23 protein-coding genes are annotated in these 24,576 nt (G+C 66.8%); 16 read left to right on the forward strand and 7 right to left on the reverse strand.

Features of this window, described 5'->3' with window-relative positions; genetic code table 11:
- Window positions 1–94: 94 nt before the first annotated feature.
- Window positions 95–1,774: an energy-dependent translational throttle protein EttA gene (gene ettA, locus XM50_RS08470; RefSeq protein ID WP_046408875.1), complete on the forward strand. Its 1,680-nt coding sequence runs from the start codon at window positions 95–97 to the stop codon at window positions 1,772–1,774.
- Window positions 1,775–1,864: 90 nt separating this feature from the next.
- Here ettA and XM50_RS08475 read toward each other — a convergent pair whose 3' ends face one another.
- From XM50_RS08475 to XM50_RS08495, 5 genes are all read right to left on the reverse strand, one after another.
- Window positions 1,865–3,493, reverse strand: a complete 1,629-nt coding sequence (locus XM50_RS08475) for a M28 family metallopeptidase (protein ID WP_046408877.1) — start codon at window positions 3,491–3,493, stop codon at window positions 1,865–1,867.
- Window positions 3,493–4,341 (reverse strand): NYN domain-containing protein, encoded by an 849-nt coding sequence (locus XM50_RS08480; RefSeq protein ID WP_046408878.1) that lies wholly within the window; start codon window positions 4,339–4,341, stop codon window positions 3,493–3,495. The genes XM50_RS08475 and XM50_RS08480 overlap by 1 nt, the downstream gene beginning before the upstream one ends.
- Window positions 4,342–4,407: 66 nt before the next feature.
- Entirely contained in the window at window positions 4,408–4,647 is a 240-nt protein-coding gene (locus tag XM50_RS08485; RefSeq protein ID WP_046408879.1) for a hypothetical protein, read from the reverse strand.
- Between the two features lie 53 nt (window positions 4,648–4,700).
- Window positions 4,701–5,183 carry a transcription elongation factor GreB gene (gene greB / locus XM50_RS08490; protein WP_046408880.1) on the reverse strand — a complete coding sequence of 161 codons (483 nt, stop codon included), beginning with the start codon at window positions 5,181–5,183 and terminating at the stop codon, window positions 4,701–4,703.
- Window positions 5,184–5,254: 71 nt separating this feature from the next.
- Entirely contained in the window at window positions 5,255–7,273 is a 2,019-nt protein-coding gene (locus XM50_RS08495) for a lytic transglycosylase domain-containing protein (protein WP_046408881.1), read from the reverse strand.
- Between the two features lie 76 nt (window positions 7,274–7,349).
- Here XM50_RS08495 and dapA point away from each other — a divergent pair, with 76 nt between their 5' ends.
- The 11 genes from dapA to XM50_RS08550 all read left to right on the forward strand — a co-directional run bounded on the left by dapA (window position 7,350) and on the right by XM50_RS08550 (window position 19,521).
- Entirely contained in the window at window positions 7,350–8,225 is an 876-nt protein-coding gene (dapA, locus tag XM50_RS08500; RefSeq protein WP_046408883.1) for a 4-hydroxy-tetrahydrodipicolinate synthase, read from the forward strand.
- Window positions 8,226–8,311: 86 nt separating this feature from the next.
- Window positions 8,312–8,632 carry a hypothetical protein gene (locus XM50_RS08505; protein WP_052742507.1) on the forward strand — a complete coding sequence of 107 codons (321 nt, stop codon included), beginning with the start codon at window positions 8,312–8,314 and terminating at the stop codon, window positions 8,630–8,632.
- A 48-nt stretch (window positions 8,633–8,680) separates the two neighbouring features.
- A complete protein-coding gene (gene smpB, locus XM50_RS08510; protein ID WP_046408884.1) occupies window positions 8,681–9,163 on the forward strand; it encodes an SsrA-binding protein SmpB in 483 nt (160 codons plus the stop codon).
- On the forward strand, window positions 9,163–9,747 hold the full coding sequence (locus tag XM50_RS08515) for a DUF2062 domain-containing protein (RefSeq protein ID WP_417158923.1): 585 nt from the start codon (window positions 9,163–9,165) through the stop codon (window positions 9,745–9,747). The genes smpB and XM50_RS08515 overlap by 1 nt, the downstream gene beginning before the upstream one ends.
- A gap of 42 nt (window positions 9,748–9,789) precedes the next feature.
- Complete coding sequence (locus XM50_RS08520) at window positions 9,790–11,886, forward strand: M13 family metallopeptidase (protein ID WP_082102917.1); 2,097 nt, start codon at window positions 9,790–9,792, stop codon at window positions 11,884–11,886.
- Between the two features lie 59 nt (window positions 11,887–11,945).
- A complete protein-coding gene (locus XM50_RS08525) occupies window positions 11,946–14,339 on the forward strand; it encodes a response regulator (RefSeq protein ID WP_046408886.1) in 2,394 nt (797 codons plus the stop codon).
- A gap of 68 nt (window positions 14,340–14,407) precedes the next feature.
- Window positions 14,408–14,752 carry a response regulator gene (locus XM50_RS08530; RefSeq protein WP_046408965.1) on the forward strand — a complete coding sequence of 115 codons (345 nt, stop codon included), beginning with the start codon at window positions 14,408–14,410 and terminating at the stop codon, window positions 14,750–14,752.
- 87 nt (window positions 14,753–14,839) lie between these two features.
- The gene (gene ilvD, locus XM50_RS08535; RefSeq protein ID WP_046408966.1) at window positions 14,840–16,561 is read left to right on the forward strand and encodes a dihydroxy-acid dehydratase; all 1,722 of its coding nucleotides are present in this window, start codon (window positions 14,840–14,842) and stop codon (window positions 16,559–16,561) included.
- Between the two features lie 13 nt (window positions 16,562–16,574).
- Window positions 16,575–16,946 carry a hypothetical protein gene (locus XM50_RS08540; RefSeq protein ID WP_052742508.1) on the forward strand — a complete coding sequence of 124 codons (372 nt, stop codon included), beginning with the start codon at window positions 16,575–16,577 and terminating at the stop codon, window positions 16,944–16,946.
- A complete protein-coding gene (locus XM50_RS08545) occupies window positions 16,943–18,304 on the forward strand; it encodes a bifunctional ADP-dependent NAD(P)H-hydrate dehydratase/NAD(P)H-hydrate epimerase (RefSeq protein WP_046408887.1) in 1,362 nt (453 codons plus the stop codon). The genes XM50_RS08540 and XM50_RS08545 overlap by 4 nt, the downstream gene beginning before the upstream one ends.
- 38 nt (window positions 18,305–18,342) lie before the next feature.
- On the forward strand, window positions 18,343–19,521 hold the full coding sequence (locus XM50_RS08550; RefSeq protein ID WP_156167220.1) for a class I SAM-dependent RNA methyltransferase: 1,179 nt from the start codon (window positions 18,343–18,345) through the stop codon (window positions 19,519–19,521).
- A gap of 10 nt (window positions 19,522–19,531) precedes the next feature.
- On the opposite strand, the gene aguB is transcribed toward XM50_RS08550, so the two are convergent.
- Both aguB and XM50_RS08560 read right to left on the reverse strand, forming a co-directional pair.
- Window positions 19,532–20,392: an N-carbamoylputrescine amidase gene (gene aguB / locus XM50_RS08555; RefSeq protein ID WP_046408890.1), complete on the reverse strand. Its 861-nt coding sequence runs from the start codon at window positions 20,390–20,392 to the stop codon at window positions 19,532–19,534.
- A gap of 179 nt (window positions 20,393–20,571) precedes the next feature.
- Window positions 20,572–21,354, reverse strand: coding sequence for an SDR family NAD(P)-dependent oxidoreductase (locus XM50_RS08560; RefSeq protein ID WP_046408892.1), 783 nt, complete (start codon window positions 21,352–21,354; stop codon window positions 20,572–20,574).
- Between the two features lie 214 nt (window positions 21,355–21,568).
- Here XM50_RS08560 and XM50_RS08565 point away from each other — a divergent pair, with 214 nt between their 5' ends.
- The 4 genes from XM50_RS08565 to XM50_RS08575 all read left to right on the forward strand — a co-directional run bounded on the left by XM50_RS08565 (window position 21,569) and on the right by XM50_RS08575 (window position 24,575).
- Window positions 21,569–22,717: a DmpA family aminopeptidase gene (locus tag XM50_RS08565; protein ID WP_231621906.1), complete on the forward strand. Its 1,149-nt coding sequence runs from the start codon at window positions 21,569–21,571 to the stop codon at window positions 22,715–22,717.
- 272 nt (window positions 22,718–22,989) lie between these two features.
- Window positions 22,990–23,424, forward strand: coding sequence for a DUF1772 domain-containing protein (locus XM50_RS08570; RefSeq protein WP_082102919.1), 435 nt, complete (start codon window positions 22,990–22,992; stop codon window positions 23,422–23,424).
- Window positions 23,425–23,538: 114 nt separating this feature from the next.
- Entirely contained in the window at window positions 23,539–24,096 is a 558-nt protein-coding gene (locus XM50_RS20080; RefSeq protein ID WP_156167210.1) for a hypothetical protein, read from the forward strand.
- A 131-nt stretch (window positions 24,097–24,227) separates the two neighbouring features.
- On the forward strand, window positions 24,228–24,575 hold the full coding sequence (locus tag XM50_RS08575; RefSeq protein WP_046408894.1) for a hypothetical protein: 348 nt from the start codon (window positions 24,228–24,230) through the stop codon (window positions 24,573–24,575).
- Window position 24,576 lies beyond the last annotated feature (1 nt).

The raw sequence follows: 24,576 nt of genomic DNA on the forward strand, positions 1-24,576 counted from the left end.
GGTCGGCGCAGCAAGTTTGCCAACGGCCCGTCGCATCATTACATGCGCGGCGACATTTTCCAGCCATTCCAGTCTACGGAGCGACAGGCGACCCATGGCCGTCCAGTATACCTACGTCATGAAGGGTCTGACCAAGACCTTCCCGGGCGCCAACAAGCCCGTGCTCAACAACATCCACCTGCAGTTCCTGCCGGGCGCGAAGATCGCGATCATCGGCCCGAACGGCTCGGGCAAGTCCACGCTCATGAAGATCATGGGCGGGATCGACACCGATTTCACCGGTGAGGCCTGGGCCGCCGAGGGGATCAAGGTCGGTTACCTGCCGCAGGAGCCGCAGCTCGACCCCGACAAGACGGTGATCGAGAACGTCCGCATGGGCGCCGGGCCGGTCGTGCAGATGGTCGAGCGGTTCAACGCCATTTCCGCCGAAATGGGCGATCCGAAGGACGATACCGACTTCGACGCGCTGATGGAGGAGATGGGCGAGCTTCAGGCGAAGATCGACGCGGCCGACGGCTGGAGTCTCGATTCGCAGCTGGAACAGGCGATGGAGGCGATGCGCTGCCCGCCGTCCGACAGCCCGGTCACCAACCTGTCGGGTGGTGAGAAGCGCCGCGTCGCGCTCGTTCGCCTGCTGCTCGAGAAGCCGGACATCCTGCTGCTGGACGAACCGACCAACCACCTCGACGCCGAAAGCGTCAGCTGGCTCGAGAATTTCCTGAAGGAATATACCGGCAACGTCATCCTGGTGACGCACGACCGCTACTTCCTCGACAATGTCGTGAACTGGGTGCTCGAGCTCGATCGTGGGCGTTATTACACCTACGAGTCGAACTATTCCGGTTACCTGGAGAAGAAGGCCAAACGGCTGGAGCAGGAAGAGCGCGAAGAGGCCGGCCGCCAGAAGGCGATCGCCGACGAGCTCGCCTGGATGCGCCAGACCCCCAAGGCGCGTCAGACCAAGAGCAAGGCGCGTATCCGTGCGTTCGACGAGTTGGTCGAGAAGCAGGAGAATCGCGCGATCGGCAAGGCGCAAATCCTGATCCAGATCCCGGAGCGTCTAGGTGGCAAGGTGATCGAGGCGAAGGGGCTGACCAAGGCCTATGGCGACAAATTGCTGTTCGAAAACCTCGACTTCAACCTGCCGCCGGGCGGCATCGTCGGCGTCATCGGCCCGAACGGTGCCGGCAAGTCGACGCTGTTCAAGCTGATCACCGGTCAGGAGCAGCCCGACGGCGGCACGATCGAGGTCGGCCAGACGGTGAAGCTGGGCTATGTCGACCAGAGCCGCGACGCGCTCGACCCCAACAAGAATGTCTGGGAAGAGATTTCCGACGGGCTCGACGTGTTCCGTTTCGGCAAGCAGGAACTGGGGACGCGCGCGTACGTGGGTGCGTTCAACTTCAAGGGGCAGGACCAGCAGAAGAAGGTCGGCCAGCTGTCGGGCGGTGAGCGCAACCGCGTTCACATCGCCAAGATGCTGAAGGAGGGTGGCAACGTCCTGCTGCTCGACGAACCGACCAACGACCTCGACGTCGAAACGCTTCGCGCGCTGGAAGAGGCGCTGGAAAGCTTCGCGGGCTGCGCGGTGGTGATCAGCCACGACCGCTTCTTCCTCGATCGCCTCTGCACGCACATCCTGGCGTTCGAAGGCAACAGCCATGTCGAATGGTTCGAGGGCAATTTCGAGGCTTATGAGGAGGACAAGCGGCGCCGCATGGGCGACGCGGCGGATCGTCCGACGCGGCTTGCCTACAAGAAGCTGACGCGCTGATCCGACGCGATCGTCACCCTGGCGCATCGCCGGGGTGACGGCGGATCAAGGAAAGGCCCGCCCGGCAGATGCCGTGGCGGGCCATTTTTCTTATTGGCGCTGGTCGGCGCTCTTGGCGCGGATCGCGCGGAACTCCGATGACGGCCGCCATTCGGGCCAGACGCCCGCCTTCGAAAGCCGCTGGCCCATCGAATAGAACAGGTCGACGTCCTGCGCCGCGCCGGTGAAGTTCCAGTCGGGCGCCCAGGCGTCGCAAGTCTTGTGGTAGCAGGCCATATAGCCGTCGAGCCACTTCTGCCCCGCCTCGCGGCCGCCGACGCGCATGTCGCTCGCACCGCCAAGCGCCATCAGCTGAAGCGCGGGAACGCCGCGGCGCACGACCGAGAAATGATCGGCCCGATAGAACAGCCCGCGCTCGCTGGCCTCCTCCGGCGTGACGACGCGGTTCTGCGCACGCGCCGCGTCGGTCAGCAGGTCTTCGAGCGAGGATTGGCCAGCACCGACGAGGATCACGTCCTTCGCCTCGCCCGCGGTCTGCAGGATGTCGAGCGTCAGGTTCGCGACGGTCTTCTCCAGCGGCGCGGTGGGGCGAGTGGCATACCATTCGGAGCCCAGCAGGCCGCGCTCCTCCGCGGTCCACAGCGCGAAAACGAGCGTGCGGTCGGGCGCCGGGCCGGCCTTGAACAGCCGGGCCAGCTCCATCACGCCGGCAACGCCGAGCGCATCGTCGTTGGCGCCGGGGCGGATGGTACGGCCCTGCGCATCGGGCGGGCCTTCGCCATAGGCGTCCCAATGCGCGGCGAACTGGACGGTCTCGTCCGGCTTCACCTTGCCCGGAATCTTGGCGAGGACGTTGGCGCTTTCAATCCGCTCGACGCTGACGGGCAGCTTCGCGGTGAAGCGCGCCTTCATCGCGATCGGGCGGAACGCGGCGGAGCGGGCCTGCTTGCGAAGCGCCGCGAGATCGAGGCCCTCGGCGGCAAAGACGCGGTTCGCCGCCTCGCCCGACAGCCAGCCCTGCAGCGCGATGCGCTGATCCTCGGGGCCACGGACGATATCGTAATTCTCGCCGTTGGAGGCATTGGCGGTGGACCAGGGATAGCCGGCGCCCGCGGTGTCATGAACGATCAACGCGCCGATCGCGCCGCGCCGTGCCGCTTCCTCGTATTTGTAGGTCCAGCGGCCGTAATAGGTCATCCGCTTGTCGCCGAAGCGGCCCTTGGCGTCCTCGCCCGCGACCGCCTCGAAATCGGGATCGTTGACCAGGAAGACCGCGACCTTGCCCTTCAGGTCGACGCCCTTGAAATCGTCCCACTGCGCCTCGGGCGCGCTGACGCCATAGCCGACAAAGACAAGCGGCGCGTTCTCGATCGCAACGGTCGCCTCGGGGCGAACGGTGGTGAGTGCGACGTCGGTGCCCTGCTTCAGGCTGGTCGCGCCGAAGCTGACCGGACCATCTCCAAGCCGGGTGTGGATCAGCGGCACCTTCTGCGTCCAGGCGCCGTCCGGCCCGCCGGGCTCAAGCCCCAGCGCCTTGAAGCGCGCTATCGACCATTCGATCGTCTTCTTCTCGCCCTCCGTCCCCGGCGACCGGCCACCGAATTCATCGGAGGCGAGCACCTTGGTCATCTCGGAAAGCTTGGCGGGGTCGGTTTTTGGTGGGTCGGCGGCCGCAATGGCGATCAGCGGGAGGAGACAGGCAATCGTCTTGTTCTTCATCAACGCAACCTTCGCACGAATACACGGCCATCCTCGCGCCGCTCGGTCTGGAAATTGGGAACGGCGGCGATCAGGTCCGACAGGCGCTTGTAGCCATAGTTGCGCACGTCGAAGCTCGACCGGTTGGCGGCAAGCTGTCCCATGGCGGACAGGCTGACGAAGCCCTTTTCGTCGCGCTTCACCGCGGAATAGGCGTCGATCAGCAGCTTCACCAATTCATCGTCGATTGGTGCCGGGCTCTGCGATGCGGCGGGCTCAAGCGGGGTCGTCTCAGCCGCGCCCGTGTCGGTGGGGGCAGGGGCGGAGGCCGGCGCGGCCTGCTCCTTGCCGTTTGCCGGTGCCGCCGGCGCTTCCCTGGCCGGAGCGGGGCGGGTCGCAGGCGCAGGGCTCTCCTCCTCGGCGGCCATCAGCTTGTCGACATCGATGAAGCGGGTGCAGGCGCGCTTGAAGCCCTCGGGCGTCTTGGCCTGGCCGAAACCATAGACGGGCAGGCCATCCTGTCGCAGCCGGGTGGCGAGCGGCATGAAGTCGCTGTCCGACGACATGATGCCGAACCCCTCGACGCGCCCGCGAAACAGCAGGTCCATCGCGTCGATGGTCATCTTCATGTCGGTGGCGTTCTTGCCCTTGGTGATATCGAACTGCTGCTGCGGCTCGATGCCGTGCTTGATCGTCATCTCGCGCCAGCCGCTCAGCGCCGGCTTCGACCAATTGCCGTAGACGCGGCGGATGTTGACCGTCCCCAGTTCGGCAAGGACGGTCAGCACCGGATCGATCGCGTGCCAGCTGGCATTGTCCGCGTCGATCAGGAGGGCGATGTTGCGGGTGGGGGTGTCGTCGGTCGCCATGGGTCAAGCCATCGGCGCTCCATCCGCCCGCGTCAATCGCCCCCGGTTCGTTGATGGACGCAGCGTTCAGCCACCCACGGGTCGCGAGCTGCGGAACGCCTGATCGGCGTCGATATCCGCCTGCTTGGTCAGCGGGGTCGAACCGTCGGGATCATCCACCTGCTTCAGGTCAGCGCGCGAGCCGAGGTCGCGGGCCAGCGCGCCGCCGCTGGTGCCGGCCTGTGCGTCACCCGCGGGGATCATGCCTTCGATCACATCCTTGTCGTCATGATCGCGGGCGCTGGTGGTGCGGGGGTTCTCTGCCATTGTTACTCTCCTTCACTGCGTGGAAGAACGAGTGGGCAGGGTGCCGAGTTTCGTCAGGCGTCCGGATAAGCGATGGCGATCACTTCATATTCCTTCTCGCCCGCGGGCAGCGTGACGCGGCGCAGATCGCCGACCGCTGCGCCGCGCAGCGCGCGGGCGAGCGGGGCATTCCAGCCGATCAGCCCCTTGCCGGCATCCGCCTCGTCATCGCCGACAATGGTGAGTTCGCGGTGATTGTCGTCCTCGTCGGCGATCGTAATGCTGGCGCCGAAATAGACGCGGGTGCGATCAGGCGCCTGCGCAGGATCGACCACCTTGGCGGCCTTCATGCGGCGCGACAGGAAGCCCAGCCGGCGATCAATCTCGCGCAGCCGCTTGCGGCCGTAGATATAGTCGCCGTTTTCCGAGCGGTCGCCATTGCCGGCGGCCCAGGCGATCGTCTCGACCAGCGCCGGCCGCTCCTTGGCGAACAGCTGGTCGTATTCTGCGCGCAACGTCGCATAGCCGGCGGGGGTGATGTAGTTCGGGCGATCCATCGCGGCGTCTTAGCCAAGCCGCAGCGGATCCGCGACCTTCCCGTCGCGTGGCGAGGGAAGGTCGCGATGCGTCAGCCGGTGCGATTGCGGCCGAGATACCAGCTGAGGTTGGCGGGGCCACGGCTCTTGGCGCGCGGCGGGTTCATGAGGTCATACACCACGGCGTTTTCCAGTACGCGCTGCACATAGTTGCGCGTTTCGCCGTAGGGGATCGCCTCGATCCATTCGACCATGTCGATCGCCCCGGTGCGCGGATCGCCATTGGCGCGCAGCCACTTGTTCACGTTGCCCGGCCCGGCGTTATACGCCGCGATCGCCAGCGGATAGCTGCCGTAGATGCCGAAGATGCGCTGAAAATAGCTGGAGCCGAGCTGCGTGTTGTAGCCGGTGTCGGTCAGCAGGCGGCCGGCGTCATAGGGCAGCCCCATTTTGCCCGCCTGTTCGCGCGCCGTGCCCGGCATCAGCTGCATCAGCCCGCGCGCACCGGCCGAGGAGATGGCGGCGCGGTCGAACTGGCTTTCCTGCCGCGCGATGGCGTGGATCATCGTCCACTGGCTGTCATAGCCCGAAGGCACCGACACGGTGGGGAAGGCGATCGCGCTATATTCGGTCTGGTCGTTCTGCATCGCCTTTCGCCCGACGATCACCGCCAGGTCGGGGCGACGGATGGAGCGGGAGAGTTCCTCCGCCAGGAAATGCTCGGCATCGGTCTCGACGTCGGCGGCGATGGTGCGGACGAAAGCGGTCTGATCCTGGTACTGGCCAATAGTGCCCAGAAGCTGCGCGGCGCGCACCGTTTCGCGGCCGAAGAATGCCTGGCGGGCGGCCGGATCGATGGCGGGGGAGGCCACGTCGCGCGGGGCGGTCAGCGGGCGGCGAAGGTGCTCGAGCGCCAACTGGCCGTAGAATTGATCGCGATATCCAGCGGCGCGGTTGAAGAAAGCGCTGGCATCGGCGCTGCGACCGGCGGCCTCGGCGGCGCGGCCGGCCCAGTAAAAGCCCTTGGCGCGGGTCTGCGGCGACTGGCTGCCCCGGCCATAGCGATCGAACATCGTCATCGCGTCAGCCGGGCGGTTCAATTGCTTCAGCGCCGTCTGGCCAGCCAGCCAGACGAGGCTCGTGTAATCGTCCCGCTCGCCATAGGGCTTCTTCGACACGTCAGTGCCGGCGGGATAGGCGTCGTCGACCTGCCGCGCGATGTCATAGGCGAGCTGATACTGCCCATCGGCGGCCGCGGCGCGCGCATTGGTCAGCAGCACCTCGTAGAATTTCTCGACATTGCCGGGCAGGGCGATTCCGGGCCGGCGGGTGCGGGCGAGCCACGACCGCGCGCTGGCGCTGGCGCCGCTGTTGCGCAGCCATACGGCCTTGTCGGCGATATAGCCTGCGTCCGACGCGCCCGCGGCGTCATTGGCGGCGGCGAGCGCAGAGGCATTCTCCGCCTTGGTGCGGAACGCCAGCCGCGCCTCGAACAGCGGGCGGCTGGTAGGGGAGGTCAGCGCGATCTGCCGAGCAGCGATGCTGGTCGATCCCTGCCACAACAGCGCGTCCATCCGCGCGTCATGATCCTCGGGCCGGAGGGCGCCGGCAAAGCTGGTGAGGATCGTCGATTCATCGGTCGGCGTCAGCGCGCCGCGCCGCCATGCATTGCGCGCAGCCTCATAGGCCTCAGCCATCGCTCCCGTCGCCTGAAGCGCCTTCGCCTGCGCCACGGCGCCCGCCGTGGTCAGCGGGGGATAGCGGCGGAAAAAGGCGACGACATTCGCGGGCGCGGCATAGCCGTTGCTGGCCTGCCGCTCCGCCGCGCGGCGATTGGCGGCCTCGTTCGGCCAGCCGGGATGCGCCATCACGAAGCTGGCGTAGCTGTCGAACGGCAACCCGTCGGTCTGCTGCAACGCGCGCCATTGCGCGAGCGCGGCAGCGAGATCGGCGTTGTTCGTTACCTGCGCCATGGCGGCAGGCTGCGACTGCGCCAGTGCGTTGGCTGCCCGCGTGCGTGCAGCATCGTCCTGCCCCTGAGCGACGACCAGCGCCGCGCCCAACCCTATTCCCAGTGCGATCAATGCCCCTGCCCTCAAACCAGTCACCATTGTGGACAGAATAGCCGGCTCACCCGTATCTGTCCTGAACGACCCAACGCACCACAATCCGTTTCAGGAGCAACACATGTTTTTCGGATCGATTCCGGCGCTCGTCACGCCGTTCGAAGCCGACGGCCGCTTCGTCGAGCGCGCCTATCGCGATCTGATCGAATGGCAGATCAGCGAGGGTTCCAACGCGCTTGTCCCCTGCGGGACGACCGGCGAGGCCGCGACGCTGGCCAAAGACGAGCATTTCGCGATCGTGAAGGTGTGCGTCGATCAGGTGCGCGGGCGCGTGCCGGTGATCGCCGGTGCCGGATCCAACGACACGCGCGTCGCGGCGGCGAATATCGCGGCGGCCAAGGAGGCGGGGGCGGATGCCGCGTTGATGGTGCCGCCTTATTACAACCGACCCTCGCAGGACGGCATTTTCCAGCATTTCGCCGCGCTGGCGCCAAGCTCGCCGCTGCCGATCGTGCTGTACAACGTGCCGGGCCGCACGGTGACCGACATCCAGCCGGAAACGCTGATCCGTATCGTGGAGGCGTTTCCCAAGGTGTTCGTTGGGGTCAAGGATGCATCGGGCGTGCTCCAGCGTGTGTCGCAGCATCGCGCGGCGCTGGGCGAGGGGTTCAGCCAACTGTCCGGCAATGACGATCTGGCGCTGGCATTCAACGCCATGGGCGGGGTGGGGTGCATTTCTGTCACCGCCAATGTCGCGCCCCGGCTGTGCGCCGATTTCCAGGCGGCGGGCACGGGGGTCGAGGCGCTGGCGCTGCACGATCGTTTGTTCGCGCTTCATACCGCGCTGTTCACCGATGCCTCTCCCGGGCCGGTGAAATATGCCATGAGCCGTGTCCGCCCTGATTTCCCGCAGGGACTTCGCCTGCCAATGACGTGGCCGAACGAGGCGAGCCGCGCCGCGGTCGACACTGGGCTGGAGCGCGCTGGCCTGCTCTGATCGCGCCATCGTGGACGCATCGGCTAAGCGCTCTTAATCCCGCCGCATTCTCCCCGCACGTTCCCGAACGAACAGGGGAGAAAGCGGTGGCGGCTTGGTTGATGCTGACCGTGCAGGCAGTTGCCGGACCGCCGGCCCCGGTCGCCCGCGCGCCCGTGGAACGCCCATGCCCGGTCGCCAAGCCCGGGGAAGAGATCATCGTCTGCGGCCGGTCAGGCGATGCCTTCCGATTGAAGCCGATGCCGGATCGCTACGCGCCCGAACGCGCCCCGCCCAAGGCAGAAACCGCGATTAACGGGGTCGGGACGCTTGCCGCGGAAGCAGAGCGGGCGGCGGATGCGCAGGGGGCGCCGATCAATCGCGCGATGATCCGCCTCCGCGTTCCGATCGGCACCGTCAAACGCTGATCACGCCGCCTTCCCACGGACGACGCAACGCCCTACATCGCCCCGTCCATGCCACGTCCCAAACCCGCCATCTTCGACAAGAAGAAGATCGTCGCCGAGAACCGCCGCGCGCGCTTCGATTATTCGATCGACACCACCTATGAGGCCGGGATCGTCCTGACCGGCACAGAGGTGAAGAGCCTGCGGTTCGGCGAGGGATCAATCGCGGAAAGCTACGCCGAGGTCAGTGAGGGCGGCGTTTGGCTGGTGAATTCGAACATCCCGGAATTCAGCCACGGCAATCGTTTCAACCACGAGCCCAAGCGTCCCCGTAAACTCCTGCTTCACGAGCGCGAAGTTAGAAAGCTTCACGGCGCCGTGGCGCGGGAGGGTATGACCCTCGTGCCCCTGATGATCTATTTCAACAGTCAGGGTCGGGCCAAGGTGGAGTTGGCGTTGGCGAAGGGCAGGAAAGCGCACGACAAGCGTGACGCGATCAAGGAGCGCGACTGGAAGCGCGAGGCCGGCCGCCTCATGCGTGAGCGCGGCTAGTGGCCACGCGCAACCCCGGCATCTGGCAGCGGTTCACCGGCTGGTGCCATCGCAATTTGCCGACCCGCGAATCGATGGAGGAAAGCCGCCTGCTTCGCCCCGTCGCGCACCGTGTGCTCGCGCCGCAGCTCTGGCGGTTCACCCGCCGGTCGGTGCCGCGCGGCGTGGCGCTGGGCATGGTGACCGGGATCCTCTTCCCGGTCGCCCAGATCCCTTTTTCGGCCATGCTGGCGCTGCCGTTTCGCGCCAACATCCCCTCCGCCGCGCTAACGACGTTCATCACCAATCCCGTGACCACGCCGCCGCTGTGGGTGGCGGCCTATTATATCGGCAAGTGGACGCTGCACCTCGACCGGGCGCTGCCCGGCGATCCGATGCAGGACGCCGCGGTCAACGCCGCGCAATCGGGCTGGATGCAGTGGCTGATGTCGGATGCGGCGCCAGCGACGGCGCTCGGCCTGTTGATCGTCACCGCGGTGCTGTCGCTGGCAGGCTATGGGCTGTCGATGCTGGGATGGCGTTTGTGGATCGCGCGCAAGTGGCGGTCCCGTCACATTCGTAACCACGTTGACGAGGCGTCTTGAGCGGATAAAACGCCGCCTTTCATTCCCTTGAAGGCGATTTTGATGCGCTCGTCCCTCCTGGTTGCTGCGATTCTTTCCACCACCGCGGCTGCGGCGATTGCCCAGACCGCGGCGGACACGCCCAAAACGGCCGCCGCCCCCAGCAAGACGGTGCAGGGACAGCCGGTGCAGGGTCAGCCGGCAGCCGCGAAGGCGAACGGGCCGAAGATCGGGACCTTCGGCTTCGACATGGCCGGACGCGACACCAGCGTGCCGCCGGGCGACGATTTCTACCAATATGCCAGCGGCACCTGGGAGAAGAATACGCAAATCCCGGCGGACCGATCGACCTATGGCATGTTCCACGTGCTGCAGGACCTGTCGCGCGAACAGACCCGCACGATCTTGGAGGAGCAGCGTCGCCAGCCGGGCAGCAAGTCGGGCGATTTCTACGCGAGCTTCCTCGACGAGGCGACGGTGAATGCCAAGGGCGTCACGCCCGTCCAGCCGTGGCTGACCGCGATCAAGAACGCGCCGAGCAAGGCGGCGCTGGCTGAAGAAGCCGGGCGGATGCAGCGCCGCGGCGTCGGCACCCTGTTCGGCATGTACGTCAACCAGGACGACAAGGATCCCGAGACCTATGCCGTGGTGTTCAGCCAGTCGGGCCTGGGCCTGCCGGACCGTGATTATTACCTGAAGGATGATGCCAAGCTGGCGGCCAACCGGACCGCCTACCAATCGTATCTGACGAAGATGCTGACGCTGGCGGGTGAGCCGAACGCGGAGGCGCGCGCAGCGGCCGTGGTCGACATGGAAAAGGCGATCGCCGCGGCGCACTGGACCCGCGTCGACAGCCGGGACGCCGACAAGGTCTATAACAAGCTGACGTTCGAGGAGCTGAACGCCCGTGCGCCGGGCTATGACTGGGCGCAGTATTTCGAAGGCGCGGGCATTCCCACGGATGCGCCGATGCTGGTGTCGCAGCCGTCCGCCTTTACCGGTGAGGCGAAGGTGTGGGCGGAAACGCCGCTGCCGGTGCTGAAGGACCATCTGCTGCTGCGCACATTGTCCAGCTATGCGCGTTTCCTGCCGAAGGAGTTCGACGACACCCGCTTCGCCTTTTACGGCACCGAGCTGACCGGCGCGCCCGAACAGCAGGCGCGGTGGAAGCGCGGCGTCGATCTGGCGAGCGAGCATCTGGGGGAGGATCTCGGCAAGGCGTATGTCGCCCGATACTTCCCGCCGGAATCGAAGGCCGCGGCCGACGAGCTGGTGCGCAACGTCATCGCGTCGATGGGGGAGCGCCTGAAGAAGCTGGAATGGATGGCGCCCGAGACGAAGCAGAAGGCGCTGGCGAAGCTCGCCGCCTTCACGCCGAAGATCGGCTATCCCGACAGCTGGCGCGACTATACCGCGCTGGAGATCCGCCGCGACGATCTGGTCGGCAATGTCGCGCGCGCCAATGAGTTCGAGTTCCAGCGCAACATCGACAAGCTGGGCAAGCCCATCGATCGGGGCGAGTGGTTCATGACCCCGATGACGATCAACGCCTATGCCAATCCGACGATGAACGAGATCGTCTTCCCGGCGGCGATCCTGCAGCCGCCGTTCTTCGATCCGAAGGCTGACCCGGCAATCAATTACGGCGGGATCGGCGCCGTGATCGGCCATGAAATCAGCCACCATTTCGACGATCAGGGCCGCAAATATGATGTGAACGGCAAGCTGACCGATTGGTGGACCGAGAAGGACGTCGCGCAGTTCAAGACCTTCACCGACCGCCTCGTGGCGCAATATGACGCTTATGAGCCGCTGCCCGGCCAGCACGTGCAGGGCGCCCTGACCCTGGGCGAGAACATTGCCGACCTCGCTGGGCTGGTCGTCGCGCATGACGCCTACCGCCTGTCGCTGGGCGGCAAGAAGGCGCCGGTGATCGACGGCACGACGGGCGATCAGCGTTTCTATCTGGGCTGGGGCCAGGTGTGGCGGACCAAGTATCGCGAGCCGATCCTGCGCCAGATCCTGCTGTCCGATCCGCACGCGCCCGGGATGCAGCGCGCGAACATCGTCCGCAATCTCGATGCCTGGTATGATACGTTCGGCGTCCGCCCGGGCCAGAAGCTGTACCTGACGAACGAGCAGCGCATCCGGATCTGGTGACGCGATGCCCGCCGCGCGCTGCTTGACGCGGCCGCGGCGGGGATTGAAGGGTTGCCGGAATGGCGACGCTGTTTCCCGATACCATGCCCCGCCTGACGCCGCGCGCTGCGCTGGCGACCGCGGTGGGCGCTGGCGTGTTGTCCGCGGCGTTGATCCTGTGGGTGATCGGGGACACGGCGGTTGCGACGGGCTTCCTCGCCGCGGCCATCGTGCTGGGCGGCACCCTGGTGGCGTGGCGCGCGCTGGCGCCCGAACCGCCCGCACCGGGTCCGGCGGTTGATTGGCAGCTGGTCCGCACGCTGGCGCAGGAAAGCGATGATGCGATCGCGGTGACGGATCGTGCCGGGCGCCTTGTCTGCGCCAACGATCGTTTCGAGGAGCTGTTCGGCGGCCTGTCCGCGCCACCCGGCCTGCCGATTGGCGAAGCGGGTGTGGGTGCGCTGGCGGCTGCTGGGCGCGCCGCCTGGCGCGACGGGCGCGCGCGGGTCGAGCATGCCGAAGTCGCGGGACGGGCGATCTATTTCGACGTGCTGCGCGCGGGCCAGCGGCAGGATCTGCTGATCTGGCGCGCGGCATCGCTGATGGGGTCCGACAGCGGGCGTGCGCTCGCGGAGGCGCTGACGGGCTCGCTCGGCCGGCGACTGGCGGAATCGGGCATCATGGCCGCGCTGCTCACGCCGGACGGCCGGGTCATTGCCGCCGATCCGGTGCTGCGGATGCGTGCGATGGGGCATGCCGATGCCGCCGTGGAGGGTGCGGATTTCGCCCGCTTCCTGATCACGGATGAGCGGGGCCTGATCCGGTTCGAGCGCGAGGGCCGCGACGGCAATCCGCTGCGGCTGGTGCAGGTGCCGTTCTCCGACATCGACGGCGCGCCGATCCTGGTCGCGCTGCTCGATGAGGACGAGGCGCCGGTCAGCCTGGGCAGCGGAGCGGCGGCGCATATCCGTACGCTCGTGCAGCTCATGCCGCTGGGCATCGCGCTCGTCGATCGGGACGGCCGGTTCATCGAGATGAACGACGCCTTCATCCGCGCTGCTGCCGTCGATCGCGACGCCCCGCCGCTGTATCCGGGCGACCTGGTGGTGCGTGAGGACAAGGCCGCGGTGGCGGATGCAGTGCGCCGCTTTGCCGGCGGCGGGGCCGCCCATGTCACCGACATTGCGGTCCGTCTGCGCGATTTGCCGGAGGAACCGGTGGTGCTGTCGATCGCCGGCGCGCGGGGGCTGGGCGATGCGGCGGTGGTGCTGAGCCTCAAGGAAAACAACGAGGAATCGCGGCTGAAACGCGAAGTCGCACAGGCGACGAAGATGCAGGCGGTCGGCCAGCTGGCCGGTGGCGTGGCGCACGATTTCAACAACATCCTGACCGCCATCATCGGTCACTGCGACCTGATGCTGATGCGCCATTCGCCGGGCGACAGCGACTATGACGACATCCAGCAGGTGCGGAACAACTCCAATCGGGCGGCGGCGTTGACGCGCCAGCTGCTCGCCTTTTCGCGCCAGCAGACGCTGCGGCCGCAGATCCTGCAACTGCCCGATGTCGTGTCCGAAGTGTCGAACCTGCTGAAGCGGCTGTTGGGCGAGATGGTCACGCTGGAGGTGCGGCACGGGCGTAACCTGGGGCCGGTGCGCGCCGATCCCGGACAGCTGGAGCAAGTGGTCGTCAATCTGGCGGTGAATGCGCGTGACGCCATGGCAGCGAAATATCCGCATGGCGGTGGCAAGCTGATGATCCAGACGCGGTCGGCGACAACGGCCGAGATCCGGCGCCGCGGTCCCGACGTCATGCCGGTCGGGGAATATACCGCGCTGGAGATCTCCGACACCGGCTCGGGCATAGCGCCGGACGCACTGCCCAAGATCTTCGAGCCGTTCTTCACCACCAAGGAGGTCGGCAAGGGGACGGGGCTCGGCCTGTCGACGGTCTATGGCATCGTCAAACAATCCGGCGGCTATATCTTTGCCGATTCCAAGCCGGGGCAGGGCGCGACCTTCACCATCTATCTACCGGTGCACGCCAGCGGTGAGCCGGTAGCCCCGCGGAAGGCCGCGCCAAAGGCAAAGCCCGCCGAACTCTGGGGCACCGGTACCGTGCTGCTGGTGGAAGACGAGGACATGGTGCGCGCGGTGGCGGAGCGTGCGCTGACGCGGCAGGGTTATACCGTCATCGCGGCGGAAAACGGCGAGATCGCGCTGGAGTTGATCGAGCAGCATCCGCGCCCCGATCTGCTGGTCAGCGATGTGGTGATGCCGGCGATGGATGGCCCGACGATGGCGCGGCGTATCCGGCTGCGTTACCCTGACCTGCCGATCCTGTTCATGTCCGGCTATGCCGAGGAGCAGCTGCGCCGGTCGATCGACATCGAGAATGTCGCCTTCATTCCCAAGCCGTTTTCGGTCCAGCAGCTCGCCGAAGCAGCGCGCGAGGCGCTCGGCCAGCAGGGCTGACACGCAATGTCACACGATCGGCGTGTGGGGACATTGCGGGAACAGCTTGCGCGTTCTAAGGGTTGATCATGACTAGCCGCGTTCTGCTCGTCGAAGATGAGCCGCTTATCGCCATGATGCTCGAGGACTTTCTCGATGCGCTGGATCGTCAGTGTGCCGGAACGGCAGACTGCGTGGAGGCGGCGTTGCCGCTCGTGGAGGCGGGCGGCTTCGATTGCGCCATCCTCGACGTGAACCTGCGCGGGGGTGAGAAGAGCTGGCCGATCGCGGCCGCGCTGGCTGAACGCAACGTGCCGTTCGTGTTCGCCACCGGGGGTGCGGACGACATGATCGCGGAGGAATTTCGCGCCCGCCCGATCCTGCAGAAGCCGTTCACGCTGGACGGGGTGGAAAAGGCGCTCAACGCGCTCTGAGGCAGCGGCCGGATATTTTCGGTCTTTCCGGCCCGCAGTAACGTTCAATGCTTGCTCGTCGGCGCCTTGCGGCATAGCGAGCGGTCCATGACCCAACGTTTCGACAAGGCCCGGCTGCCCAGCCGGCATGTGTCCGTCGGCCCCGAGCGGGCGCCTCACCGCAGCTATTATTATGCGATGGGCCTGACCGAGGAAGAGATTGCCCGGCCCTTCGTGGCGCTCGCCAGCGCCGGGAATGACAGCGCGCCGTGCAACACCACGCTCGATGCGCAGGCCGATGCCGCGCGCCGCGGGGTGGAGCAGGGCGGCGGCATGCCGCGTCGTTTCAACACGATCACCGTGACCGATGGCATCGCCATGGGCCACCAGGGCATGAAGGCGAGTCTCGTCAGCCGCGAGGTGATCGCCGATTCGGTCGAACTGTCCGTCCGGGGCCATTGCTACGACGCGATGGTCGGCTTTGCGGGATGCGACAAGTCGCTGCCGGGCATGATGATGGCGATGCTGCGCCTGAACATCCCGTCGATCTTCGTTTATGGCGGCTCGATCCTCCCAGGGCGGTTCGAGGGCCGCGACGTGACCGTGGTCGACGTGTTCGAGGTCGTCGGGCGCCATGCGGCGGGTGCCTGCCCGATCGAGGAAGTGCACGCGCTGGAGAAGGTGGCGTGCCCGGGGCATGGTGCCTGCGGCGGCCAATATACCGCCAACACCATGGCATGCGTTGCCGAAGCGATCGGTTTGTCCCTGCCGAACAGCAACATGGTGCCAGCACCTTATACGACGCGTGAGCAGATCGCGGTTGCTGCCGGTGCACAGGTGATGGAGTTGCTGGCGCGAAACATCCGCCCGCGCGACATCTGCACGCGCGAGGCGTTCGAGAATGCTGCCCGCATCGTTGCGGCGACCGGCGGGTCGACCAACGGCGCGCTTCACCTGCCGGCGATGGCGCATGAGGCCGGCATCGAGTTCGACCTGTTCGACGTGGCCGAGATCTTCAAGTCGACGCCTTATTGCGCCGATCTGAAGCCCGGCGGCCAGTATGTGGCGAAGGATATGTACGAGGCCGGCGGCGCCTATATGCTGATGAAGTCGCTGCTCGCCGAAGGCCTGCTGCACGGCGACTGCCTGACCGTCACCGGCAAGACGCTGGGCGAGAATATCGAGCAGGTGACGTGGAACCCGGACCAGAAGGTCATCTATGACGCCAAATCGCCGATCACGCCCACGGGCGGTGTTGTTGGCCTGCGCGGCTCGCTGGCGCCGGATGGCGCGATCGTGAAGGTGGCAGGGATGCACCGCCTGCAATTCGAAGGGCCAGCGCGCTGCTTCGACTGCGAGGAGGATGCGTTCCAGGCGGTCGAGAATCGCGAGATCCGCGAAGGTGAGGTGATCATCATCCGCTACGAAGGGCCGAAGGGCGGCCCCGGCATGCGCGAGATGCTGTCCACCACCGCGGCGCTCTATGGTCAGGGCATGGGCGAGAAGGTGGCGTTGATCACCGATGGGCGTTTCTCGGGCGCAACGCGTGGCTTCTGCATCGGGCATGTCGGCCCCGAGGCCGCGGAGGGCGGCCCGATCGCGCTGGTCGAGGACGGCGACACGATCCGCATCGATGCTGAGGCGGGCACCATCGACCTGCTGGTCGAGGCCGACGTGCTGGAGGCGCGCCGCGCGGCCTGGCAGCCGCGTCCCACTGATTACGGGTCGGGCGCGTTGTGGCGCTATGCGCAGAACGTAGGGCCGGCGTACAAGGGAGCTGTCACGCACCCGGGAGCCGCCGCCGAAAGCCATGTCTACGCGGATATCTAGCGCGCTACTGGTCATGCTCGCCGCGTGCGGCGAGGCGCGACAGGACGCACCGGTTGGCGGCGAGCCGACCGCGGTTGCGAGAGGCGGCGAACAGGCCGCGGCGGCCGGACCGGCGCGGCTGCCCTGCGCGCTGGCGAACGCGGGGGCGTTTACCCCCTCGTGCACGGTGGATCGCGCCGAGCGTGATGCCGGCGTCGTCCTCACGCTGCGACACCCGGACGGTGGGTTTCGCCGGCTTCTGGTGACGGAGGATGGCCGCGGCGTTCGGGCGGCCGACGGTGCGGAGCCGGCGCAGGTCGCCTTGGTGGGCAAGAACGTGATCGAAGTGTCCGTGGCGGGTGACCGTTACCGGCTGCCCGCCAGGATCAGCGGAGAGGCGCAATGATCCCGATCGATGGGCAGGCGATGCTGACGGCGGCGGACACCCGCAAGGCTGAGGCGCGCGCTATAGCGGCGGGGGTCAGCGCCGACGAAATGATGGCGCGAGCGGGCGCAGCCGTGGCGGAGCAGGTGCGCCGGCTGGCGGCAGGCGCGGAAGTGCTGGTTCTGTGCGGGCCGGGCAACAATGGTGGCGACGGCTATGTCGCGGCCGCCGCGTTGCGCCGCGCCGGGCTGCCGGTCCGCGTGGCTACCTTTGCGCCGGCGACGACCCCGCAAGCGCGTGCCGCGCGCGAACGCTGGGGCGAGGAGGTGGAGGCCCTGGCGGAGGCGCTCCCGGCGCCGATCCTGGTCGATGCGATCTTCGGCATCGGATTGTCGCGTGCGCTGGACGAGGGGGTGTCGGGCCCGCTGCGCAGATTGATGACGGCGGCGCGGCTCACGATTGCCGTCGATGTGCCGAGCGGGGTGTCGACGGACGATGGCGTCTGCCTCTCCGATCTGCCCCCCGCGAACCTGACGCTGGCGATGGGGGCGGTGAAGCCGGCCCATCTGCTCCAGCCTGCCGCGGCGCAGTGCGGCACGGTGCGCTTCGTCGACATTGGGCTCGAGGCGCCGAGCCGGGTGCGCGCGGCAGCAGCGCCCGTGATCGAGCCGCCCGCGGCGTCGGCGCATAAATATTCGCGCGGGATGGTTGCCGTGGTTGCGGGCGCGATGCCGGGCGCGGGGGCGCTGGCGGCCAGTGCGGCGGCGCGGGCTGGCGCCGGCTATGTCCTGCTGCTCGGCAGCGCGACCGACCGGCTGCCGCATGCGATCGTCAGGCGGCGGTTCACGGCGGAGGCGCTGGAGGATCAACGGATCGGCGCACTCGTGATTGGGCCGGGGCTGGGGCGGGACGAACGTGCCGAAGAGCGCCTAGTTGCGTCGCTCGCCAGCGGGCGACCGCTGGTGATCGATGGCGATGCCCTGCGCCTGATGGATGATCGTCGATGTGCCGGCGCCGCGATCCTCACGCCGCATGCTGGCGAGTTCGAAGCGATGTTCGGCAGGGGTTCGGGCAGCAAGATCGACCGGACCGTCGCCGCGGCAGAAAGGACCGGGGCGGTCGTCGTGCACAAGGGCCCCGACACAGTGATCGCCGCCCCGGACGGCCGGGTCATCGTTCATTCGGGCAGCAGTAGCTGGCTGTCGACGGCGGGTACCGGCGACGTGCTTGCCGGCGTGATCGGCGCGCGATTGGCGGCAGGGCTTGAGCCGATGGAGGCGGCAGTCCAAGGGGTGTGGCTTCACGCCGAGGCGGCACGACGGGCGGGAGCAGCCTTCATCGCCGACGACCTAGTGGGCCACCTGACACTCACGGCATGACCTGCCGTGAAAACGATGATTTGTGAGTAATAGCTGTGATTGATGTTGATGAGATCGTGCGGGTTGCCGCCCGCGGCGAAGGCGTGACGGCGGATGGGCGCCATGTGCCCTTTGCGGCGCCCGGCGATCGCGTGCTGCCCGGCGGTGACATTGAGGCGGGGCCACATCACCAGGTGCCGCCGTGCCGTCACTTCCCCGAATGTGGCGGTTGCCAGTTGCAGCATCTGGACGACGCCAGCTGGAGCCAGTTCATCCTCGATCGGATCAGCAGTGCGTTGGCCACTCAGGGGCTGGAGGCGGCGATCCGGGCGCCGGCGCTGTCGCCACCGCGAACCAGGCGGCGTGCCACGCTTCATGCGGAAAGCTCGGGCCGGATCGGCTTTTCGATGGAGAAGAGCCATGCGATCGTTGACCTTGCCGAATGCCATGTGCTGGCGCCAGAACTGTTCGCGCTGGTCGCGCCGCTGCGGCGGCTGATCCATGTTCTGCGACCGCGCCGTCGGCTGGACGTGCATCTGACGCTGGCCGATCAGGGCGTCGACCTGCTGATCAATGGCGTGATGCCGGAGGGGCTGGCAGCGGCAGAGGCGATCACAGCGTTCGCAGAGGGTAACCGACTGGCGCGCGTGGCCTTCGACGAGGGCTACGGCCCCGAGGTGCGCTGGGAGCCGGAAGCGGTCACCATTACGCTTGGCGGCGTGCCGGTGCCGCTGCCGCCGGCGTCTTTCCTGCAGGCAACGCGCGAGGGCGAGGCGGCGCTGGTTGCCGCGGTGCGTGAGGTGGTGACCGGCGAGGGCGTCGTGGCGGACCTGTTTGCGGGGCTGGGCACCTTTGCACTGGCACTGCCCGGCAGGGTCTATGCCGCGGAGGCGGGGCGCGAGGCGATCATGGCGTTGAAGGCGGCGGCGGCGCGATCACATCGCACGGTGTTCACCGAGCATCGCGACCTGTACCGGAGGCCGCTGACCCCGGCCGAGCTTGACCGGTTCAGCGCCGTCGTGATCGATCCGCCCCGCGCCGGCGCCAAGGAGCAGGCGCAGGCACTGGCGGGATCGAAGACGCCGAAGCTCGCCTATGTTTCGTGCAATCCCAGCAGCTTCGCACGTGATGTGAAGACAATGGTCGAGGGCGGCTGGCAGATCGACTGGATCCAGCCGGTCGGCCAGTTCCGCTGGTCAACCCATGTGGAACTGGCCGCCAGCCTGAGCCGGCGCTGACCGGTTGGGATCAGACGTCCGCGGTCAGCCGGCCGTACAGTTCCGGCCGGCGATCGCGGAAGAAGCCGAAGGCGGCGCGGTGGCGCTTCACGCGATCAATGTCGATCGTGGCGGTAATCACGCCCTCTTCCTCGCGGCCAAGCTCCGCCAGGATGTCGCCGCGTTCGTCGCAGATGAAGCTGGTGCCGTAGAAGGTCTGATCGTGTTCGACGCCGATGCGGTTGGCCGCGACCACGGGCACGACGTTGGAGACGGCATGGCCGACCATCGCGCGCCGCCAGAGGCGTGCGGTATCCAGCGACGTGTCATGAGGTTCGCTGCCTATCGCGGTGGGATAGAACAAAACTTCCGCACCCATCAGCATCATGGCGCGGGCGGTTTCGGGATACCATTGGTCCCAGCAGATGCCGACGCCGAGCTTCGCGCCCTTGCTTTCGGCCGGGCCGTCCCAGACCTTGAATCCGGTGTTGCCGGGGCGGAAGTAGAATTTCTCTTCATAGCCCGGGCCGTCAGGAATGTGGCTTTTACGATAGACGCCCTGCACCTTGCCGTCGGGGCCGATCATCGCGAGGCTGTTGTAATGGTGCGGGCCATCGGCTTCGAAGAAACTGGTGGGAATAGTGACCTTTAGCTCCGATGCCAGCGACTGCATGGCAAGAACGGCGGGGTGCTCGGCCGTGGGGCGAGCGTTGGCGAACAGCCCTTCATCCTCGACCCGGCAGAAATATTCGCCCTCGAACAATTCGGGCGGGAGGATGACCTGGGCACCGCGCGACGCCGCTTCCCGAACGAGGCGGGAGACGTTGGCGATGTTGGCGTCCATGTCGGCGGAAAAGGCGAGCTGAAGCGCGGCGACGGTGATTTCGGTCATGCGCGGCCATGTAGGAGATCGCGCCACCGGCCGCCACCCTGTCGCGAACGGCCGGCCGCCGGCGCCCGACCCGCGGCCTGCCGGCGGCCTCGCGTGCGACCGCACTGGCGACAATTGGCCTGTTCGCGGCCTGTCGTGGCCAGATCGCGCGAACAGGCCGGTTTTCGCGCCAAATGCGATCAATAGATCGTGTAGCCGCCGTCGATCGTGAACGTGTCGCCGGTGTGGAATCGCGAGGCATCGGAGGCGAGATAGACGGCGAGGCCGCCGAAGTCCTCCGGCTCACCCCAGCGGCGCATCGGCACGCGGGAAATGACCTTTTCATTGAAGCGGTGATTGCCCTGCGCCCGCGCCGTCATGTCGGTGGCGATCCAGCCCGGGAGGATGGCGTTGGCGCGGATGCCGTGGCGGGCATATTCGACCGCGAGGCCGCGCATCATCGGGAGCAGCGCGCCCTTGGTCGCGGCATAGGCCTGGTTGCGTGGCGCGCCGTGCACCGCGGAGGTGGAGGAGGTAGCGAGCAGCGAGCCGCCGGGATCGCCATCCTGTGCGCGGGCGACCATGTGGCGGGCGGCGGCGCGCAGCGTCCAGAACACGCCATCGAGATTGACCGCCAGCACGCGGCGCCACAGATCGGTGCTCATCGTGTCGAAGCTGTCGGCGCCTTCGCCGACGCCGGCGTTGGCGGCGACGAAATCGAGCCGGCCGAGCGCCTCCAGCGCGCGCGCCACGCCCGCATCGACCGCCGCCTCATCCGCCACATCGACGCGGTCGACGATGATTCGGGTGCCATGCTGCGCGAGGCGCGCCTCGGCCGCCTCGTTCTTCGCCGGATTGTTGCCCCAGATGACCACATCGGCCCCGGCCTGCGCCAGCGCATCCGCCATGCCGATGCCGATCCCGCCATTGCCGCCGGTGATCAGCGCGGCGCGCCCGCTGAGGTCAAAGGGTGTATAGGCCATGGTCTCTCTCTCCCATCGTTCTTGTCGCGGAGGAGCCTAGCCGCGTCGGGGGGCAGGACGCCAGATTGGAGGGCCTGTCACTTTTGGCATTGGCGCAGGCGGGCGATGCTTTTCATAGGTGGGCGTGATGCAACAGGAACGACAAGGCGCGGAGCGGGGGGCGGATGATGCCGAGCCCCGCGTTGCGGCGACAGAGGGGGAAGAGGATTTGACCTTGGGCAAGACAATCGCGGCGGCCGGATTGCTGGCGATCACCTCCGCCGCGGCGATCGCGGGGCAGGGCGGTAAGGCGGAGGCGCCGCGCGCGCGGGAGGCGGGGGTGACGATCGGCGTGCTGCCGGCAGGGCCGCGCAACGCGATCACCGATGTCGCCGGCGTGCGGGTGGGGCATGTCACGATCGAGGAGGGGCGCGACGTGCATACCGGCGTCACCGCCGTCGTGCCGCATGGCGGCAACGTCTTCCGATCGCGCGTGCCGGCGGGGTTCGTCGCCTATAACGCCTTTGGCAAGTTCGCCGGGTCGACTCAGGTCGTGGAGCTGGGCGAGATCGAGACGCCGATCCTGCTGACCAACACGCTGAACGTGCCCGAGGCGATGGCGGCGGCGGTCGAATGGACGCTGGCGCAGCCGGGCAACGAAAAGGTGCGATCGGTGAACGCGGTGGTGGGGGAGACCAACGACGGCTTCCTGAACGACATCCGCCGCCGGCGCGTGACCATCGCCGATGCGCGCCGCGCGATCGAGGCCGCGCGCGAGGGGCCGGTGGCGGAGGGCGCGGTGGGCGCGGGCACGGGAACGGTCGCGTTCGAATATAAGGGCGGGATCGGCACGGCGTCACGCCGCTTGCCGGCCGCAATGGGCGGCTGGACGCTCGGCGTGCTGGTGCAGAGCAATTACGGCGGGGTGCTCAACATCGCGGGCGTGCCGGTGGGCCAGCGGCTGGGGCGGCACGAGTTCGCCGGGCGGGTGGAACGCGGCACGGCGGATGGATCGGTGGTGATCGTGATCGCGACCGACGCGCCGCTTTCCGACCGCAACCTGCGCCGGATCGCCGAGCGCGCGTTCATCGGGATCGGGCGGACCGGATCATCCTTCTCCAACGGATCGGGTGATTATGCGATTGCCTTTTCCACCCATGCGGCGGTGCGCCGCGAGGAAGGGAAGGCGGGGGCGGTCGGTGCCACGGCGGCCGAGCTGCGCAACGAGGCAATGTCGCCGCTGTTCCAGGCGGCGGCGGAGGCGACCGAGGAAGCGGTGATCAACTCGCTGTTCGCCGCGCGGACGGTGACGGGGCATCGCGGCACCGCCGAGCAACTGCCGCTGGACAAGGTGCTGCCGTGGGTTGCTGGCGCGGGGAAGTGAGCGGCCGCTCGCGCGCGCCGGCAGGATGGGGGCGGCGCGGGTGGCAGATTCATCGAAGCGGATGGACGGGAAGCGCCCCACGAGCAGGCATTCGCCGCCTTGTATTTGGCGCCCTCGCGGGGCATCCTGCGGACGCCGAAAATAGAGTGGCAGGTCGGTAGCTCCTGCGCCCGCTCATCGGGTTCTTCCCAGCCGCGGCGTCAACCCAACGCGTTTGGGAAGGCGCTGACACATGAGGTTCGCGTCTTCCCGGCTGATGCTGAGGAATGATCATGGTTCAACTTGCGACCGCTGCTCTCGTTCTTGCCACGCTCTTCGCGGGCGCTGCACTCTACATAAGTCTCGTCGAACATCCTGCGCGTCTTGGTTTAGCAGATGGTCCATTGCTGGCGCAGTGGCAGCCCAGCTACAAGCGAGCGCTTCCGATCCAGTCGGGCTTAGCGGTCCTCGGGGGCGCGGCGGGGCTGATCGTTGGGTATTACTCGGCTGATTGGCGCTGGTTTGCTGGAAGCATCCTGTTGCTCGCCAACTGGCCATTCACGCTCCTCGCTATCATGCCGGTCAACAAACGCTTGATGGCGATGCAGGTTGGTGAGGCGGGCCCTGGAAGCCGAGCGATGCTGGTGCGTTGGGGAAAGCTGCACAACGTCAGGAGTGCGCTTGGAGCAGCCTCGACGCTGCTCTTCGCATTGGCGTTGGCTGGCTAATGGCAGCTCTCCACCCGTTGTCGGCCGTTCCGCATCGACGCTGTCGACTCCAAAAGCGGCCGTTCTGCTTCCGCCCCAATTGCGGACATTCGAGCTGGCGCCTAGCATTGAGCCATGAACCCGACCTTCCAGACCGTATTCGATCTGACCGGGCAAACAAACCTCATTCAACCGGCCTACTGGTTCTTCGCGATCTTTTTGCTTCCGGGCGTCGTTCTCGTGATGTTGGCATGGCTGGCAGTCAGAGGGCGTTGGCGTTCGCGTCGCTCACTGCCGATATTTGCGGCTATATGGTTAGTGATCTGCGCTTGTATCATCACGACTGAAGTCCGAGATACCGCCGCAATCCGCAATGCCGTTGTGGCAGGAGAGGCACAGTCAGTAGAAGGCTGTTTGCAATACTTTCGTCCCGGCTCTCCCTACGGAACAAAGATTGCCACAGGGAATGAAGAGTGGAGTGTCAACGGACTTATATTCAACTATGGTTCGGGAGAAATCCGCCCGACATTCCACTCAGTCTCAACGGCGGGCGGTTTGGTCCGACCCGACTCGCGAGTGCGAGTCTCGTTTGTTGTTAGCCCCGCGTTTGGCCGACGCGAGATCGTCAAGCTTGAACTTGCGCCACATGCGTGCCCGGTGGCGCGTCAAGTTAAAGCGTTTGACCACCCATAAGGAACGTCCGCTTTCCACCCAATCTCGGCCGTTCGCTATCGCGCGCGGGGCGTTTAAAGCAGACAGGCAGCTGTCGCCCAATAGCGGACCTTGGCGGTAACCGTTAAGACGGTGGCAGGGAGGGAGCCTTTATGTTGCGCGCGCTGATCAACTGGATGGATCGAGACTGGGCGCACCGCAAATACAACCCGGTGTTCGCCTTTGGTCAACGCCTCGTCTGGGGCGTCCCGGTCTTCTTGAGCCTTGCGGTAATCGGCGCACTTGAGGCTTTAGGCTTTTCACGCGACGGTCCGGCTGTTTTCGGCGCCCTTGTGTTGGGCGTTGCCGGGACGTTCGCCATCATGCTCATCTCACTTTACCGTTGGGCAACCGGCTACAGCCGTTCCGAGTTCCAAGAGCGGGCAGCGGCCGAACATCGGGCGCGGTCCGCTCGACGACAGGCGTCCTTCCGACGCTTGTTCAAGCAAAACGGCAGCTAAC

The sequence above is a fragment of the Sphingomonas sp. Ag1 genome, from assembly GCF_000980895.1.
Lineage (GTDB): Bacteria > Pseudomonadota > Alphaproteobacteria > Sphingomonadales > Sphingomonadaceae > Sphingomonas > Sphingomonas panaciterrae.

Coding starts and splice junctions, on each gene's coding strand:
- ettA (WP_046408875.1), top strand. CDS start 95: ATGGCCGTCCAGTATACCTACGTCATGAAGGGTCTGACCAAGACCTTC.
- XM50_RS08475 (WP_046408877.1), bottom strand. CDS start 3,493: ATGAAGAACAAGACGATTGCCTGTCTCCTCCCGCTGATCGCCATTGCG.
- XM50_RS08480 (WP_046408878.1), bottom strand. CDS start 4,341: ATGGCGACCGACGACACCCCCACCCGCAACATCGCCCTCCTGATCGAC.
- XM50_RS08485 (WP_046408879.1), bottom strand. CDS start 4,647: ATGGCAGAGAACCCCCGCACCACCAGCGCCCGCGATCATGACGACAAG.
- greB (WP_046408880.1), bottom strand. CDS start 5,183: ATGGATCGCCCGAACTACATCACCCCCGCCGGCTATGCGACGTTGCGC.
- XM50_RS08495 (WP_046408881.1), bottom strand. CDS start 7,273: ATGGTGACTGGTTTGAGGGCAGGGGCATTGATCGCACTGGGAATAGGG.
- dapA (WP_046408883.1), top strand. CDS start 7,350: ATGTTTTTCGGATCGATTCCGGCGCTCGTCACGCCGTTCGAAGCCGAC.
- smpB (WP_046408884.1), top strand. CDS start 8,681: ATGCCACGTCCCAAACCCGCCATCTTCGACAAGAAGAAGATCGTCGCC.
- XM50_RS08520 (WP_082102917.1), top strand. CDS start 9,790: ATGCGCTCGTCCCTCCTGGTTGCTGCGATTCTTTCCACCACCGCGGCT.
- XM50_RS08525 (WP_046408886.1), top strand. CDS start 11,946: ATGGCGACGCTGTTTCCCGATACCATGCCCCGCCTGACGCCGCGCGCT.
- XM50_RS08530 (WP_046408965.1), top strand. CDS start 14,408: ATGACTAGCCGCGTTCTGCTCGTCGAAGATGAGCCGCTTATCGCCATG.
- ilvD (WP_046408966.1), top strand. CDS start 14,840: ATGACCCAACGTTTCGACAAGGCCCGGCTGCCCAGCCGGCATGTGTCC.
- XM50_RS08540 (WP_052742508.1), top strand. CDS start 16,575: ATGCTCGCCGCGTGCGGCGAGGCGCGACAGGACGCACCGGTTGGCGGC.
- XM50_RS08545 (WP_046408887.1), top strand. CDS start 16,943: ATGATCCCGATCGATGGGCAGGCGATGCTGACGGCGGCGGACACCCGC.
- aguB (WP_046408890.1), bottom strand. CDS start 20,392: ATGACCGAAATCACCGTCGCCGCGCTTCAGCTCGCCTTTTCCGCCGAC.
- XM50_RS08560 (WP_046408892.1), bottom strand. CDS start 21,354: ATGGCCTATACACCCTTTGACCTCAGCGGGCGCGCCGCGCTGATCACC.
- XM50_RS08570 (WP_082102919.1), top strand. CDS start 22,990: ATGGTTCAACTTGCGACCGCTGCTCTCGTTCTTGCCACGCTCTTCGCG.
- XM50_RS20080 (WP_156167210.1), top strand. CDS start 23,539: ATGAACCCGACCTTCCAGACCGTATTCGATCTGACCGGGCAAACAAAC.
- XM50_RS08575 (WP_046408894.1), top strand. CDS start 24,228: ATGTTGCGCGCGCTGATCAACTGGATGGATCGAGACTGGGCGCACCGC.